This window comes from Echinicola sp. 20G, from assembly GCF_015533855.1.
Classification (GTDB): domain Bacteria; phylum Bacteroidota; class Bacteroidia; order Cytophagales; family Cyclobacteriaceae; genus Echinicola.
The window spans coordinates 4,171,527-4,188,895 of sequence record NZ_AP024154.1 but is presented as its reverse complement, the minus strand read 5'-3'; the positions used below and the strand labels follow the sequence as shown (position 1 = coordinate 4,188,895).

Below are 17,369 nucleotides of genomic sequence, written 5' to 3'. Positions count from 1 at the left end.
TCAAAGTGAAATCAATAGTTCCCTTAGTATCCAGGGTTTTGTGTAAGGTTGGGGTTAATATCTATTTCCTGTTGCGGAACAGGCCATACCTCATCTTTGTTAATTTGATAAACCACTTCCTGGGTGGTAAAGTAATTGATGGCTTCTGCCTGATCATAAACAGGTGTATGGTTCTCATCAATATCCACCACCACATTACTGCTCCAAGCATTTCCGTTCCTGTTCAAATAAATTACCCCGTTCATTACCTGGTCGGCAATCCCCCATCTCCTGATATCATACCATCTCAATCCATCATTGCAGAGTTCAATTTTACGTTCATACCTCAAGATGGATCGCAACTGGGATTGGGAAAGGTTTTTGTCCAATTCTGGCATATCCGCCCTACGCCTGACCTGGTCAATGGCTTCGTAGACTGTGGCATCTATATCATTGGATTCAATCTTGGCTTCGGCATATATCAAAAGCAATTCCGCAAATCTGAACACCCCTAGGTTGAGGTCAGAGACACCTCTTGATGAGTTGGTCAGGTAATCGGCATTATCGGTATGTTTCCTCCACAGGTAGCCGCTGAAAGTCCGGTAAGCATTTTTTGAATCCGTATTGGAAACCACCACGGGAGCATTGGATTCCCCGTTGATCAATGGCCAGTAATTATTGACCTGGTCGAAGGTCGTATTGGTTTCAAACTGAAAGCCCATCAATCTGGCATGTGGCCTGGCACAATACATGTCCAATCTGGGATCTCTGTTCCGGAAAGGTTCATTGGCATTGTAAAGGGGCGATTCATCTATTGGCAGTCCATCGATACACTGGAAGGAATCGATAAGGTTTTGGGTTGGCCCCCAATAGCTACATCCTTTTCCCAACCGGGACCCAAAATAGTACCCTTGGTTATGGGTGTTCCCTGAAATATTCTGGTTGTACTCAAACACCCAAATCCATTCACTACTATTACGATATCCATCATAGCCAAATATATTGGAGCATTCAGGCTCTCCGGACAAATGGTCCTGGTTGGCAAACTGGCTGGAGCCATCAAATTGTGTCAAAGCATATACCCCATTGGCCAGTTCAATTGCTTTCTTCGAAGCCGCTGCTGCCATATCAAATTGTTTCGCATACAATGCCACCCTGGCTTTCAACATATAAGCCGCCACACTGCCTACCCTGACATTTCCATATGCAGGTTGTGCAACGGGAAGATGATCAGCCACATCGCTCATTTCATCGATGATCCATTGTTGGATCTCAGCTTTTGAAGTCCTTGGAAGGTTGGCATCATCCAAGCCCAAGGCGTTCAAAACCAATGGGACATCTCCATAGAGTTCTATTAATTTAGAATAACAATATGCTCTAATTACCCGCAGCTCGGCATCTAGTTGATTGAATTTTTCCTCGGATATGGAGTTCCGGATATTCTCCAGGTTATCCAATACCGTATGGCACCTGGCAATGGTCTTGTAATGGTACTCCCAGGGCTTGGTTGCCAGGGCATTGTCCGTGGTCAATGAGCTGGTAATGGGAGAAGTATAGTTATTACTGGGACGGGCATATCCTATGTCGCTAATATTGTCCATCACATGTAAAAAAGGGGTATTGGCGGCATCCAATAGAGTAAGGCCTTTGTAAGCGGCCAAAAGGCCCATTGTAGCTTCTTCCTCAGTAGCAGGAAATGTCCCGGTTGTTGGCCCGTTCATGGGCAATCTATCCAGGTCGCAGGCACTAAGCATGGCCAAAGTCAGTAACAGGATATAAGTTATATTTCGTTTCATGGTAATTAAAATTTAATGTCTAGACCTAAGGAATACATTTTTACTTGGGGATAGTATGCACCGCTTCCCAATGAAACTCCGGCGGAGGCATTGGCATTGTAGTTTACTTCAGGGTCATACCCCTGCCAAAAATCAGTTTTGGTAAACAGGTTCTGGCCATTTGCGTAGAGGTAGACATTGTCCACTTTAAGTTTCTCCAACCATTTTTTGGGCAATTCATAGCCAACTTGCAAGTTTTTGAGTCTTAGGTATGAGGCACTTTTCATCCAATAGGTAGAATTCTGGGTATTGTTGGTGGATGTGGTGGATAGCCTTGGAAATGCTGCATCTGTATTGTCAGCAGTCCAATAATCCAATTGCCAGGTTTTCACGGCACTTGAATTGACAGCCGGTATTACATAATGGGAGTTCAGGTAACCGTCCACTTTGCCTACTCCCTGGAACAGGGCATATAACTTAAAGCCTTTCCACCCGAGGTTAAGGTTCATCGCATAGGTATACCTAGGGATGGTATTCCCGATCATTACTTTGTCATCATCATTGATTTTACCATCGGGAATAGGGTTGTTGTTCTCGTCAAAATCGCCTGCAATATCCCTATACCTGATATCACCGGGCTGTAAGGTTCCAAATTGGGTTGGCCCGGCATCTATCTCCTCTTGGGACTGGTATAAACCATCAGCTACATAACCATAGATGGAATTAATGGCAAATCCTTCTTCCTGTCGCAGCAGGGTTCCCGAAGTTTGGCCCCGCATGTCCGTGATCCTGTTTTTGACATCAGAAAGGTTAAATCCAAGGTTCAGATCAAAATCACCCCATTGATTGTCATAATTGGCACCCAATTCCCATCCCTTATTTTCCACAACTGCTGCATTTTGATAAGGGGCATTGAGGCCTGTCAACTGGGAGGTATACAAGGTCAATAAAATGCCGTCCGTAACTTTTTTATACCAATCTGCCGTCAGGGAGAAATGGTCTTCAAACAGGCTGATATCCATACCTATATCGGTTACCGTGGTCTCTTCCCAACGTAAGTCAGGATTGGACATGGTATTCAAGGTTACCAACTGGTGGATTTGTTCTGCCATGGATATGCTTCCTACGGCCAACGTTTCCATGTAAGGATAGTAGGAGCTGCCAATATTCTGATTTCCAAGTTGGCCCCATGAACCTCTAATTTTTATTTGGTCGATAATGTGCCTTGTCCCGGCCATAAAGGGCTCTTCAGACAGCAACCATCCAGCAGAGAAGGATGGGAAAGCGGCCCATCGGTTCTCAGGGCTGAACCTGGAAGAACCATCATATCTAAAATTGGCCTCAAAGAGGTAACGGTCCTTGAAATCATAGTTCAGCCTTCCAAAGCCAGATACCAATACCCATTGTGCATGGGTGCCATTATTGTCCTTTGTGGCATCATCTGCTCCTGCGGCAAGCACTTCATAAGTATCATAGGTATAATCCCTCCTGTATCCCATCAAATACTTTTGGTCATAGGATTCCTTGGAAGTACCCAATAACAGCTTGAAATGGTGATTATCCCAATACTTCTCCGCGTGGGTCAAAAATTGGTAGTTTTCAAAATAATACCGGTAAGCGGTTTCAGTAAGGCTTGTAAAAGTATATGCTGCCCCGGACTCCGAACCATCATCATTATAGGTCATGATGCTTTTGGAAAATTCATGTGTATTTCTGGTACGGTACCGGGGAGCCATTTTTCCGGTCAGGGTCAACCATTCCAAAGGTTTAACATCCACAGTAAGGTTACCGATCAATTCAATGTTATTGGTTCTATCATTGCCCCCTTCTGCTATTTGGGCTACCGGGTTAACGTTTACCCAGCCCTCCGACCATTGCCCGGCCCTTTTGATGGGGATATTGGTGGGCATACGTCCCAAATAATTCCAAACGTCCCCTTCATGGGCGATTTGCTTCCTATCACTATTGTTGAAGGACATGTCAAATTTAATGGCCAGCATATCACTGGGCTTGATGTCCATATTGTTTCTTACAATGATCCTTTTGAACCCCGTGTTTTCTATAATACCCTGTTGGTCGGTATAGCTAATGGAAGGCATGACGTAAATCTTATCGGAATTCGCCATCAAGGACAAAAAGTGGTTCTGCGTCAATCCTGAACCATTTAAAATCGCTTGCTGCCAGTCATAATTATCAGGATTCTCTGCGTATTTTGACCGAAAGTCATTTATTTCCTCTTCACTATAGAGTGGATATCCATAATCATTGTTGTTGGCTTCGTTAAAAACCTCCATAAATGTCAGTCCATCGGTCACTTTCGGGATAAAGGTAGCCTCACTTTTCCCCACATAGGTCTTGTAATTAAGGGCAAATTTATCAGCAGAAGCCCTTTTGGTAGTTACCAGTACAACACCGTTGGCAGCCCTTGAACCATATATGGCTGCTGAAGCCGCATCCTTGAGCACGGATATGGATTCAATCTGGTTGACATCAATCATATTTAAATTCCCCGCCACCCCGTCAATCAAAATAAGTGGAGAGCTGTCCGAACCACCAAATGAATTGATGCCTCTGATCCTTATCTGTCCACCATCCGCACCGGGAGCCCCAGTTTGTTGGGTCACGGTAACCCCAGGGGCCAGTCCCTGAAGGGCTGCAGAAGTGGATACCACGGGCCTCTTTTCAAGCTGCTTGTCCTCAATTTTAGATATGGATCCGGTAAGCTGTTCTTTTAGTTGACGACCATATCCCACTACCACAAACTCATTCATTCCAGTGGTTTCCATGGCCAAGCTGATTGAAAACTCGTGCTGACTGCCTATGGGGTGTTCCTGAGCTTGATAACCGATATAGGTAAACAACATCACTGCTCCAGATGGGGCCTTTAGTGTAAAGTTTCCCTCAATATCGGTGGCCGTACCAATTGACGTACCTTTTAGACGTACCGTAACACCTACCAGGGCTTCGCCCGTTTCGGCATCGGTAACTTTTCCATGGACAAGTTCATCTTTTGCTACGGTTTTGACCAAAACGATATGGTTGTTTTGGATTTTATGGGAAATACCGGTACCGGAAAACACACTGTCCAAGGTATTCTCCAAAGGCAGTCCACTTACCTTGATACTAACATTTTGCTGAAGGCCAATTTGCGAGGCATTGTAGACAAAATCCATATTGGTCTGCCCATCAACTTCCTGGATGACTTCCAAAAGCGGCCGTGTACCTGCTTTTAGTTGGATCTTTTGTGCCCATGCGGGATAGACCAAAAGAAATGATACGATAAGGAAAAGCGAGCCGGCTTTACAATAGAAAGGGCATGACAATTCCTTATAAGTAGTATTTTGTAAAATACTATTATTCTTCATAATTTTAGATGTTTTTAAATGATCAAAAAGGAGATTTTAGAAATTACCGAAGGAAGTGTTACCGCACTTCCTTTTTCATTTTAGTGCATTAGGGAGAATAGTTCTTCATGGTAAATTGGTTTGTGGTTATGGTATTGAGTAGATCTACTATTTCTTGTGGGCTGTCATTTTCGATGGTCATGGTAATCAGGTCCCCATCAGCCAGTTGGCTATCTGCATGAAGCTGGATGCCATAAAAATTCTCTATTTTCCTTACAGCCAAGGATAGAGGCACACCTTTGAGAACCAACTTATTGCTTTTCCATGCAATGTGGTCCATGGTATTGAAACGCTTTAAGGTGGTACTTCTTTCCACTTTATGGAATATCACCTGTTCCCCTGGCGCGATAAACAATTCACCTGACATTCCATCAGAATAACTGATGCTTCCCTCTTCCAGGCTGGTGCTTATCGTGGGGTTCCATTCATAGGCATTTATGTTGAACTGCGTTCCATAAACCTTTACTTTTATGTCCCCTGCTTTAACAACAAAGGATTTCTTGGCATTCTTTTTCACGTCAAACCAGGCCTCGCCTTCAAGGGTGACTTTTCTGTCCTCTTGGCCGAAATCATTGGAAACGACCAATTTGCTTCCCGCATTTAGCCAAACCAATGTCCCATCTGCCAACATTACGGATTTCCTTTCGCCGGTATTCGTCTGGTACATAGATTCCTTTTGTGGCCCTTCTGGTGGAAGACCGTAGCGCCAAAAAACAGAAAATGCCACTAATATCAATACGGAAGCAGCAGCACCCATTAACCATTTGTACCGGTTGGAACGGACACCTTTTTTCTCTATCCCTTCTTCCAGTTTAAGCCACTGGTCTTCAATCTCATTTTTGGGAAGGTAATCAGGGTGATCTTCTTCCTCATAGAGTTTTTTTAATTTCAGAAATAGATTGACATTTTCCTCACTTTCCTCCAGCCATTGCTGGATAAGCTCATTATCCTTTACATCCGTCTTTTTTTGGATAAATGCCAATAGCTTCTCCTGTATGTAGATATTGTTTCTCATTCTATTTAGCTATACAATGTAATGGGGAACTACCCTTACAGTACTTGTATAATTTTTTAAAAAAGTTGATCGGACTAATTGAGAAAAGGCCCAAGGGGCTTAACGATATACTGGATTGAAATCGAAAAAATTATCCGCACCTATCCATTCCACCAAGTGAGATGAAAAATATGGCCTGTAAGGTAAAGCTATATTTTGTTGAGGTATGATTTTAGGGCATGAAGCGATCTTCGAATTTGAGTTTCCACGGTCCTCGGAGATATCCCCAGTTGTTCTGCTATTTCGGAATATTTCAACCCTTCTTTTCTGCTTAACAAAAATATCTGTCTCCTCTGTTCTGGAAGGGAATCAATAGCATGGTCTATGGCCTGTTCCAGCTCCCTGTATTCCATTAAATGCTGCTCGAAAGGTTCTGCTATTTCCGAATCCAGAAATTCAAAAGTAGCGTTGATCCTGGTTTTCTTCAGGTGGTTGATGCTATGGTTGTGGGCAATCTGGAAAAGGTATGGCTTAAGGCTATCTACACCCGTATCCAGCCTGTCACGATATTCCCATAATTTCAAAAAAGTATCATTGGTTATTTCCTTGGCACTCTCCGGATCTTTTATCATTCTATTGGCGTAGGCAAATAATACATTGTAGTATTTGTCAAAAATGGCTTTGTAGCTTTTCAAACAGCCCCGCTTAATATTTCTTATAAGAATTTGATCCATAACAGTATGTTACAAACCAACCAATTATTTCCTATAAATATGTTATGCAAAATTGAACCTTATATTAATTATAGGTCATGTAGGGATTCTGATGTAAAAATTATCTCTGCTATAAGAATTGAAAACAGAGAGGTTACAATTCCAACCGATCAATCCTGTATAGGTGCTTTTTCCAATTCCATAAATCAAAAGAATTTAAAAATCCCAACATACACCCGCACTATGTTCGACCTAAACGCCATCAAATGGCAAGTTTAATATAACACAGGGATGCGCATAGCATCCCTGTGTTACACTAAAAACCAATCGTATTTTACCTTGGGGAAGTGATATAAAATATACCTTTGACATCCCGTTCAGTACCATCAGTTGGAACATTGACAATATCATCTTCATCATATCCTTTCACATACAAAGTACTGGACCCTCCACCATCTAGATTGAGGATATCACTACAGCCCAATGTTTTACAGAAAAACTGTACTTCATCAAGTGTCATTCCTGCCGCCTTTTCAGACCTTCCCCCAATAACTATGAGCAATAGGTGACCTTGGTCAAACGCTATGACAGAACGGGGATGCCTTTTGAGAACAAAGGAGGTACCTTCAAGGTCAATCATTTGTCCATCATCCATTAAAAGTGGGCCGGAAGTGAGTGCATGATCGGCTTTTCCAACAATGTTCACTTCCTGTTGCCGGGACCAATCAGCAATGTCCACTTTATTGCCCTTGACTGTAACAACTCCCGTTCCCCTTGTTTCAAACTCCAAGGAATCCGTTTTTGCCACCACCACCCCATCAATCAGCACCATATGGCGGCTTGCCCCCAAGGGCTCTGCATGGTTCCTAAAAAAAGAACCATTAATGGCTGCTACAGCATTTAATTTCTTTGCTTGTACAGAGGTTTTTTCCATGAAATCGGCCATCCCTACAAAATACTTTACATCAGCAACAGCGGTATCTATATCAAGCATAAATATCTCTTGTGGTGAATCAAACAAATTGATACTTGTGGTCTTTACATGCATACCATCTGATACCTTTGTCACTTTCCAATGTGCCTTTCGAATTATTTCTGCATCGGCCGATTCGGTATTTGGTAGGGAAACTTCCTGAGCCCAAATACTCCCACTGACTGACATCAGCATCAAAAAAGCACTTGTCCATTTATTAAAATCATTCATAATCCATACTGATTAAACTGTCTTAATTCTGAGGAGGGAAGCCAAGGTTCATGCGCTTCCCTCCTTTCAACTTGAGTGAAATATGTCAAAATAGGCTAATACAAATAGGCTGGTGATGGCAAATTTATTTTTTTACTATTTTCCTAACCCTGTGGTTCCCCAAGTCTGCAATGTAGATTGCCCCATTTAAAACTTCCACGTCGGTAGGGTTATAAAACTGCGCCACTGCACTTGGACCATCCAAGAAGCCACGAACAGTACCTCCAATGGTAGAAACCTCTCCAGACCTGATCATCCTTATTTTATGATTTGACAAATCAGCTATGATAATTTCTCCAGCATCACCTACTGCTACCCCATAAGGATTGTTGAACTGTGCCTCTTGGGCCAATCCATCACGTGTTCCCTGACTGCTACCTGCAACAGTGCTCACTTCCTGAGTCCTCAAATCGATTTTTCTTATCAAATGGTTGATGCGGTCGGCAACAACGATGTTTCCATCATTATCCACATCCAAACCAGAAGGATTGCTGAAACTGGCTTCTGATAGGCTTCCATCCTGGTACCCCTTTTCACCATTTCCGGCTATTGTGCTGACGACCCCATCATTATTGATCATTCGGATCACATGGTTAATGTTGTCTGCGACATATAAAACACCATTATCATCGACCGTAATATCTATTGGTTGGTTAAATTGCGCAGTATTCGCCGGACCATCTTTATACCCAGCGGTTCCTGTTCCAGCAATTGTACTTACGTTCCCTTCCGGATCGATCTTTCTGATGGCATGATTGTTTCGGTCAGCCACATAAATATTTCCAACCTTGTCCACACAGGACTTCCATGGATAGTCCAAAGTGGCAGAGGCTACCGGGCCATTTTGGAAACCTTTGCTACCAGTACCAAGAATAGTAGAAACATTTCCTTCCATATCCACTTTTCTAATCGCATTATTGGTACGGTCAGTAATGATAAGGTATCCTTCGGGATGTTTGGCAACTCCCTCAGGGTTTCTAAAAAAGGCATTGGTACCTTGACCATCAGTCAAACCATATTCACTATTTCCTGCTAAAGAAGAAACCATATATTCTTCAGGGGCTTGAATGAAACTGAATGAAAGGTCTGCTCCAGCGGCAGTTTCCCCATTGATGGACACCGTTAGATTGGCCACCCCTTCTCCCTCAGGAACTACCACTTGTAACTGGCCATTGTTTGCCTCCAATACGGTAGCTGAATTACCATTGAACATCACTTCGTTATTTTCCCGAACTGGGGAAAAGCCCCTTCCCGAAATGATCACCACATCGTTTATGTATCCTTCTTGAGGGCTCATTGTATACACAAAGGCCTGTTTATATGCTACAGGACTGTTGTCCTCCTGAGTACATGACCAAACGGAAAGTACCACAAAGGTCAATAATAGAAAATTGATATATTTCATGATTTTAGCTTCTTAAGGTGTGTTAATTTTCGTTTACCAAAATAGCCCATCCGTTTGCAACCGGTCTTGGGCTGCCATCTGAAGGTTTATTTCTAACATGAAATACATCAGACAAACTATGCAAGGTCACAAAGGTGGATGATCCCCCTCCATCCAAATTGGTAGCATCTTTTACATCCAGGGCTTTAAATACTTCCGCAAATTCCGATAAGCCAAAGCCATTGGAATAGTCAAAATCACGTCCATCGACCACAATAAAATAGACTTCTTGTAAATCGGTAAAGCCTACACCTGTTCGTGGGTGGATATCGGCATTGCTGATCGGGGCTAAACCATAGTCTTTCACCAGAATGTCTCCGGCTCCTAGTCCAAAGAGTAGCTCCTCCTCATATAAACCAAAATCATCCGCTTGTTCTATAAGGGGCTTTCCATTTTTGTCAATGCCGAAAAATGAATCCAGCATGGCAGAATTTTTAACCACTTCTCCATCAAGAACCACTATTCCCCTGGGCTCCCCGGTGTTCATGTTAAAAAAGTCTGAATTCACTGCCCCCACCACTTTCTTGCCAGGCACATCCACGTAGCTAACCATTTCTGGGATAGGCTGCATACCAAAACCATTACTTCCATAGGGCATAACCGCCTTTAGCTCTACGCCTTCTTCTTTAAGGTCTACTTTAAAAACAAACATTTTCATGCTCAGCCCTTTCATGGACAAATAATGAATATCTGTTTCTTCCACCCCAGGAGCCACTGTAAAGGTGGTATCCCAAAAGACATTGCTTACCAAGTCTGTACTGTCGATCAGCCTTTGTGTTATTGGGGAAAGCTCGTCCTCTATAATTGAAAGCTCCTCATCTTCATTTGTACAGCTGATCGATAACATTATCAAAACCGCAAATACATAAAACGGAAAATATTTAATATTAATAGTCATCCTTTTCTTGAATTTATAGTTAATAGCCAGGATTTTGAACAAGCTTCTCATTCAACATGAGTTCTGTTTCAGGAATAGGCAATAATGTTTCCCTCTCCTGAATGCCAATATCCTGTACTGCCTTTCCGGTTCTTACCAGGTCCACCCACCTAAAACCTTCCGCAAACAGTTCCCGACGTCGCTCTTCCAATATCAAATCAAGATATTGTTGTTCAGAAGAAGTGAACACAGGTGCCAGCCCACGTGCGGTTCGTAATTCATTTAGCCTATTCAAACCGGCCAATCCTTGCCCCTCGGCACTTATCAGATACATTTCAGCAATTCTGCTTACATTTAAAGGGTCTGTCCCAGTTTGACCGCTGGGGTACTTGTTGACTACATCAAGCCCCTCATAGGTATCCACCGAAATGGAAGATCTCTTGTCTGAGGCAGTAAACATCTCCATCGCCCAAGGATTTGGTTTGAACACGTAGGAACCACTTTGGGGATGGGCATAAGTGTAGAACCAAGTGCTTAAGTTGATACTGGACTCTATCGTTAGGTTGACAAAAGCAAATATCAACTCGGAATTAGCCTGTCTCCGGAATATCTTCTCAAAACTATCCAACTCAAAATAAGGCTTTGCGATCAGTTCCTCTGCCAAGGCGGCAGCCTCTGCCTTTTTACCCTGCATCAATTTAGTTCTTGCCATCATGGCCATGGCGGCATCTTTGGAAACATAATGGTAATCACCACCCAAATCGGCCGAGAAGTCAGGAGCATGTTGAATGGCGTACTCTAGGTCTTCCTCAATAAAGGCGTACACTTCCTCTGCTGTATTTCTGGCCAGTTTTTCCATGGTATTTTCCCTTTGGATAGGCACTCCCCCATATTTACTTACCAAATTATAGTATATGTACGCCCTGAAGTAATGAGACACTCCACGTATTTGATTCAATTCTGGAGATTCTGATAGGTTCTTCAAACTTTCAATCAGGGTATTAACTTGGTACAAAGCCTCATAATATCCAATCCAGATATTTTTGGGATAGCTATGCTCAGGCCTTAAAATATTACTGATGAATGCATTGGTTCCCCCTCCGTTTACAGAGCTTGCCGAGTTAAGGTCCCCTCCTAAAAGATCTCCCATGATAAAGGATTCGCGGCCAGGGTCATTTTGCACGGATTGATAAATCCCCATAAGGAATGACTGGGCATCCTCCTCTGTGAGTTCAGACTCGGAAGAAACTGCAGATCTTGGATATAAATCCAACTGATTGCTGCAAGATGTGGCCAATAATAGGGCCAGCAAGAATATGGATAAATTAAATTTCATGGTTTCTTTCATTAAAAGTTAGAAAGTAAGATTTAGGCCCACCCGTAAAGTCCTTGGTTGAGGGAGGTTCATATTATCATCTCCCATAAACCTGGCATCATAATTCTTTGATACTTCAGGGTCCAAACCAGAGTATTTGGTAAGTATAAACAGGTTTTCTCCTTGGACATAAAACCTACAATGCGTCATATCAAGCCTATCCGATAAGCGCTTTGGCAAAGTGTATCCCAAGCTTAAGGTGCGAAGTCTGATAAAAGACCCATCCTCCAAAAACCTGGAGGAATTGTACAGGTTATAACTACTTCCATGTACGGCTCGTGGCACCTCATTGCTGGTACCTGGTCCTGCCCATCTGTTCTGGGCAATCTCTTCCCTGAAGCCTTGTTTTCCATATCCCAAGCGGTCCGTGGTAATCCTCCATGTAGCATATACTTCCGATCCTTTGGAATAGGTTAAAAAGGCCGAAAGATCAAAGTTTTTATATTTGAAGGTGTTTGACCAGCCCCCATAAAAATCAGGATTGGAACTACCAATAATTTGGCGGTCTTCTACATTTATAATACCATCATCATTAAGGTCCTCATAGATCACATCTCCGGCACGGACTCCCTGGTCGTATAAAGTTTGCGGCACATCTTCATCATATTGGTAGATGCCCAACATTTTATACATATAAAAACTGCCCACCTCCTGTCCGACTTGGAGTGTCCTGTTAGCGCCGATCAACAAGGCTTCATCCCCCAGCAAGGAAGTCAATTCATTTTCAATAAAGGATATATTAAAATCGGATTGCCACTGGAGTCCGCCAAACTGATCAGAATAGCCCAACATCAATTCCAATCCTCTGTTTTGCATGCTTCCAATATTGCTGGTAATACTGCTAAACCCTGAAGTAGCATGGATAGGCATACTGTACAAAAGGTTCTCGGTGTTCTTGATGAAATAATCGACTGTGAGGTTGAGCTTGCCTTCCAACAACCCGGCATCTACCCCAATATCAAATTGTTTTGCTGTTTCCCAGGTCAAATTACCGTTACCAAATGTAGAAATGGACAAACCACTATTTCCGTTATAATTGGCACCACCACTCATCAATGCCTGATAGGCATAACTTCCGATACCATCCTGATTTCCTGTGGCACCATAGCTGGCACGGAGTTTAATATCCGTTTTGTTTAAGTTCCAAAATGGTTCATCTGACATGTTCCAACCTGCTGAAATAGAAGGAAAAGAACCATATCTTTTTTCTGGTGAAAACCTTGAGGAACCATCTGCCCTTAGAGAAAGTGAAAGCATGTATTTATCTGCATAGCTCAAATTTGCCCTACTGTAATAGGACTCCAGCGCACTTTCGCCAAACCCTGAAGTGGCATTGGCTATTTCACTGGCCACTGATATCACATCGAAAGAAGCGGAAGGAAAGCCCCTGCCATCTATGTAGTTGGTGCTGGTCGTAATTTTTTGATACGAGTGCCCCATTAAAGCATTAATGCTCAGTTTTCCAAAATCGTGATCATAGTACAGTGTATTTTCGATAAGGCCATTGGTCATCATCCTTCTTTCATCGAGAACCCTGCCTTGACCGGCTCCATAGGGATGTAGATCAGTATAATGTAGATAATCTTCTGTATAGCTTGCGTCCATTCCAAAGGTATTCTTCAAGTGGAACGATGGACTGAACTTTATGTCTGCAAAAGCATTGCCCAGCAACCTATAATTGTCGAGTTTTGTTTTTTGTTCATTAAGGATTTGGACATTGTTATGGTATACCAACTCTTCAGTTCCGCCCACATAATAATCTCCGTTGGGCTTAAATGGACGATCGTATGGACGCTGCCCCATACTTCTGAGGAAAATGGAAGATCCATAATCGCCGTTGGGAATTCTATGATTCCTGGAGAAACTCAAATTTGTGTTTACTCCTACTTTTAACCAATCTGTCGCTTGGTGGCTTACATTTACCTTACCGTTATACTTTTTGTACTCATTGGTTTCGATTACCCCTTGCTGATCCAAAAATCCTCCGGATATAAATAATTTGGTCTTTTTGGTTCCAGTGCTAAATGACATGTTTACATTGGACACCAAGGCATTTCTGGTCACCCAATCCAACCAATCCGTTGAAGGCATGCCGGGATATGGATTTTCCAGGTATTCCACAAAGTTGCCATCTCCCGGTTGATAGCCATATTGTTGGTTGAAGTTGTATTTAGCTTCATTTTGTACTTCTAAATAGAGATCAGTTTCTGCCATTTTCAGCTTATCTACATTGGGAAGGTACTGGACACCGATGTTGGAATTAATGGAAAAACTGGACTGTCCTTCCTTGCCTGATTTTGTAGTGATAATAACCACTCCGTTGGTAGCTCTGGAACCATATATCGCTGCAGAAGCCGCATCCTTAAGCACCTCTATTGATTCAATATCGTCAGGATTAAGTTGAGATAGGGGATTCATTCCTTCCCCCAAGTTGAACAGAGCAGCATTGGTATTTACCAAAGGGATTCCATCTACTACATATAAAGGTTCGTTTTCACCGCTAAGGGACCCAATTCCCCTGATACTGACCCGTAGGTTACTGCCAGGAGTTCCTCCCCCAGCTCCCACATAAACGCCTGGCATGCGGCCCTGCATGAGTTGGTCAGGGCCCTGAACCTGTCTGAAATTTTCTTCAGTAGGTTTAAAATCAGCAATGGCACTGGTCACTTTTTTTCTTTCTTGCTGTCCATAACCAATGATTACAACTTCTGAAAGAGAGGTTTCTGAAGGAGCAAGTACTATATGGATAACGGATTGGTTGTTGACAGCTACCTCTTTTGGTTCATAACCAATATAGCTAATTACCAAAATGGCATCATCAGGGATATTGGAAAGTTTAAAATTTCCATCCAGATCTGTTACGGTGCCTTTTGATGCTCCTTTCAGCCTGACTGTAGCTCCAGGAAGCGCCTCTCCATCGACACTTTTAACGGTGCCGGAAATATCCCTGATCTCCTCTTTCGATAACCCTTTGCTCTGAATCACGACAAAATTGTCAACGATTTTATAGGTAAAAGGCTGTTTATCGAACAGAATTTCCAGAGCATCTTCCAGGCTTGCATTGCGCAGACTGATGCTTACTGGAAAGGCTTCATCTATAATTTCATCTGAGTAGACAAAGCTAACATTGGTTTGGGCTTCAATAATGTCCAAAACCTCAGTAAAATGTTTTTCATAGACATTTACATTCAATTCTTGGGAATGCACCTTGGCACTGACCTGAAAACATAGGGCCAAGCATAAAATAAAAGTCCATTTCATAACCAAAAGGTAATTTGGCGGGGCAAAGGAAAGCGCTTTCCCTCCTTGTCCCAAGTAGGTAAATTTCATAACTTTACAGTTTAGAAGTTGATTGATAAATTTTAATTGTGAAGATTGAATGGCATCGATCAGCCGGGCCAGTGGTTTTCCGAGGACCACTGGTTTTTTTTAGTCCTTTTCTGTTACATAGAGTATTCCATTTTTAAATTCAAAATCTATTTCGCCTGATAGTTCCAAGACTTCAATTACCCTGGACAATTTCGTATCCATATCTATAGACGCGTTAAAATGCCTGGTAGGAATTTGTCCTTTGGTATCCACCTTAATGTTGTACCAGCGCTCCAACTGTCGAAGAACTTCATCCAATTTGGTACTTTGGAAAAGGAAGTATCCCTCTTTCCAAGCTATAGCCTCTTTTACAGATCCCGTGGATACTTCCAAATCCTCTTTACTCAGGGCTTGCGATCCGGGCACCAACACTTTCTTTTGCCCCTTGTAAGCCACTTCAACCTTTCCTTCCAGTAAGGTTGTCTTGGTGACATTTTCATTTTGATAAGCTTTTATATTAAAGTGCGTTCCCAAAACCGTGACCTGCGTTCCATTTGCTTCAACAGTGAAGGGGGATTTTGGATTATGAGCTACCTCAAAATAAGCCTCTCCATCAAGCACAATCTCTCTCTTGCTCTGCTTAAAATCTGACGGAAAGCTTAGAGTTGAAGCACTATTGAGCCATACCTTTGTTCCATCCTGCAATTCTACAGTATATCTACCTCCTATTGGAACAATAATTTTAGAGTGTTTTTCTGACGCTAAAATTGCTTTTTTATCAAGGCTAATGGCCACAAAATCCTTCTTCTTGGAGACTTGCATACCGCCATGAGTATGTTTATGTCCCTCGATCATATCCTCCAGATCTATTATGTTTCCATCGGGTAAAACCAACATTGCCTTATCTTTGCCCGGAGCCACATCCACAACATGGTTTGTATTGATATTATTTCCAGGGGAGTTAAGAAGGCCAGTGAAATGGACCAGAGACCATCCCAGAAGCATCAAGGCCAGAACTGCAGCCACAGAAGCTGTTTTTCTAACCCAAAGTTGTCTGGTCAATGCTTCATTTCTTCTGGATAAGATCTTTGATTCCAAGTTTTTAAAAGACTTGTCCGAATCAATGTTCTCCAGCTTAAAAATTTGTTGATCAATAAAGCCCCTTGAGGTAATCTTATCGTAGAATGCCTTATTTTCAACATCTTTCGATAACCATTCCTCCAATAGTTTCCTTTCTTGGGGATCCAGTTGATTCCTTAATTCTTTATGAATCAATTTGGCATAAAAGTGATATAAATTGTCCTTCTGCATTCCAATGTCTTTACCTTATTACATTGGAAGCTTAAAATTGGGTGAAAGAAAAGTAAACTTTTTTTAAGAAACCGCTTATAATAACACTGACGTTACATTGTTAACAGTTTATTAATATTAAAAACAGGGTAAAAACCTCAGGATCAATCCGTAGCTTAAGAAGTTTCAGACTCCTTTGCTTTTGAGTTTTAACAGTATTAACGGTAACACCTAAAATATCGGCCACTTCTTTATTGCTTTTGCCTTCAAGGTAGGACAGTTCAGCCACAGTCCTGCATCCCTCTGGAAGGCTTTTCATTGCTTCATAAACCATACTGACAATTTCCGACTGAATAAGACGGTGCAAAGCCGTGGGCCCCTGTACAGCTTCGGGATCAAGCTCTTCCATTTTGGAAGCATTTTTTTTAAGATCCTTTAAAGCATTGATACTCTGGTTTTTTACGGCCTTGTACAAATAATTCCTTATGTGGTCCTCTTCTCTGAAAAAATGTGATTCCGGCCATTGTGATACATGAATAAAAACCTCTTGAACAAGGTCATCAGCCAATGATTGGTCCCCAACAATTTGCATGGCATAGTAGACCAACTTTTTATGGTAGGTATAGAATAAATCCTTCAACGAAGAATAGTTTGACCTAATCCCCTCTGGAAATATTTTATCTTTTTTATCTATACCCATTTCAATTATCAATCAATTATTCGTTATACTGATCCAGCAACAATACACGCAACAAGCTATCCTTTTGACAAAGGAAGCAACACTCTTGCAATCAATCCATGATTTGGTATTATCAATTTATTAAAATAGGCTTTAAAGCCAAAAAATATCAATTTGATTGTTTTTTGGTATCAACTATTTGTATCAAAATACGTAAACATGTAATGACAAAACTTCTGACAACACTTGAGGCGTAAAAGCAGTAAATATTATTATTACCCAAATAA

The 17,369-nt window shown here is 42.0% G+C and carries 11 protein-coding genes; all 11 read right to left on the bottom strand.

Going from position 1 to position 17,369, the window contains the following annotated elements; translation table 11 throughout:
• Positions 1-23 precede the first annotated feature (23 nt).
• The 11 genes from JL001_RS16910 to JL001_RS16860 all read right to left on the bottom strand — a co-directional run bounded on the left by JL001_RS16910 (position 24) and on the right by JL001_RS16860 (position 17,103).
• Positions 24-1,775 carry a RagB/SusD family nutrient uptake outer membrane protein gene (locus JL001_RS16910; protein ID WP_200978268.1) on the bottom strand — a complete coding sequence of 584 codons (1,752 nt, stop codon included), beginning with the start codon at positions 1,773-1,775 and terminating at the stop codon, positions 24-26.
• Between the two features lie 5 nt (positions 1,776-1,780).
• Complete coding sequence (locus JL001_RS16905; protein ID WP_200978267.1) at positions 1,781-5,119, bottom strand: TonB-dependent receptor; 3,339 nt, start codon at positions 5,117-5,119, stop codon at positions 1,781-1,783.
• A gap of 88 nt (positions 5,120-5,207) precedes the next feature.
• Positions 5,208-6,173: a FecR family protein gene (locus JL001_RS16900; protein ID WP_200978266.1), complete on the bottom strand. Its 966-nt coding sequence runs from the start codon at positions 6,171-6,173 to the stop codon at positions 5,208-5,210.
• Positions 6,174-6,361: 188 nt separating this feature from the next.
• Positions 6,362-6,847, bottom strand: coding sequence for an RNA polymerase sigma-70 factor (locus JL001_RS16895; protein ID WP_200978265.1), 486 nt, complete (start codon positions 6,845-6,847; stop codon positions 6,362-6,364).
• Between the two features lie 352 nt (positions 6,848-7,199).
• Positions 7,200-8,069, bottom strand: a complete 870-nt coding sequence (locus JL001_RS16890; protein WP_200978264.1) for a phosphodiester glycosidase family protein — start codon at positions 8,067-8,069, stop codon at positions 7,200-7,202.
• 124 nt (positions 8,070-8,193) lie between these two features.
• Positions 8,194-9,513 carry an IPT/TIG domain-containing protein gene (locus JL001_RS16885; RefSeq protein ID WP_200978263.1) on the bottom strand — a complete coding sequence of 440 codons (1,320 nt, stop codon included), beginning with the start codon at positions 9,511-9,513 and terminating at the stop codon, positions 8,194-8,196.
• 22 nt (positions 9,514-9,535) lie between these two features.
• Positions 9,536-10,450 (bottom strand): phosphodiester glycosidase family protein, encoded by a 915-nt coding sequence (locus JL001_RS16880; protein WP_200978262.1) that lies wholly within the window; start codon positions 10,448-10,450, stop codon positions 9,536-9,538.
• Between the two features lie 19 nt (positions 10,451-10,469).
• Positions 10,470-11,765: a RagB/SusD family nutrient uptake outer membrane protein gene (locus JL001_RS16875; RefSeq protein ID WP_200978261.1), complete on the bottom strand. Its 1,296-nt coding sequence runs from the start codon at positions 11,763-11,765 to the stop codon at positions 10,470-10,472.
• Positions 11,766-11,783: 18 nt separating this feature from the next.
• Positions 11,784-15,134, bottom strand: a complete 3,351-nt coding sequence (locus JL001_RS16870) for a TonB-dependent receptor (protein ID WP_200978260.1) — start codon at positions 15,132-15,134, stop codon at positions 11,784-11,786.
• A 99-nt stretch (positions 15,135-15,233) separates the two neighbouring features.
• Positions 15,234-16,424 (bottom strand): FecR family protein, encoded by a 1,191-nt coding sequence (locus JL001_RS16865; protein WP_200978259.1) that lies wholly within the window; start codon positions 16,422-16,424, stop codon positions 15,234-15,236.
• Between the two features lie 100 nt (positions 16,425-16,524).
• The gene (locus JL001_RS16860; RefSeq protein ID WP_200978258.1) at positions 16,525-17,103 is read right to left on the bottom strand and encodes an RNA polymerase sigma factor; all 579 of its coding nucleotides are present in this window, start codon (positions 17,101-17,103) and stop codon (positions 16,525-16,527) included.
• Between the last annotated feature and the right edge of the window lie 266 nt (positions 17,104-17,369).

Coding starts and splice junctions, on each gene's coding strand:
- JL001_RS16860 (WP_200978258.1), bottom strand. CDS start 17,103: ATGGGTATAGATAAAAAAGATAAAATATTTCCAGAGGGGATTAGGTCA.
- JL001_RS16865 (WP_200978259.1), bottom strand. CDS start 16,424: ATGCAGAAGGACAATTTATATCACTTTTATGCCAAATTGATTCATAAA.
- JL001_RS16910 (WP_200978268.1), bottom strand. CDS start 1,775: ATGAAACGAAATATAACTTATATCCTGTTACTGACTTTGGCCATGCTT.
- JL001_RS16885 (WP_200978263.1), bottom strand. CDS start 9,513: ATGAAATATATCAATTTTCTATTATTGACCTTTGTGGTACTTTCCGTT.
- JL001_RS16875 (WP_200978261.1), bottom strand. CDS start 11,765: ATGAAATTTAATTTATCCATATTCTTGCTGGCCCTATTATTGGCCACA.
- JL001_RS16900 (WP_200978266.1), bottom strand. CDS start 6,173: ATGAGAAACAATATCTACATACAGGAGAAGCTATTGGCATTTATCCAA.
- JL001_RS16880 (WP_200978262.1), bottom strand. CDS start 10,450: ATGACTATTAATATTAAATATTTTCCGTTTTATGTATTTGCGGTTTTG.
- JL001_RS16870 (WP_200978260.1), bottom strand. CDS start 15,134: ATGAAATTTACCTACTTGGGACAAGGAGGGAAAGCGCTTTCCTTTGCC.
- JL001_RS16905 (WP_200978267.1), bottom strand. CDS start 5,119: ATGAAGAATAATAGTATTTTACAAAATACTACTTATAAGGAATTGTCA.
- JL001_RS16890 (WP_200978264.1), bottom strand. CDS start 8,069: ATGAATGATTTTAATAAATGGACAAGTGCTTTTTTGATGCTGATGTCA.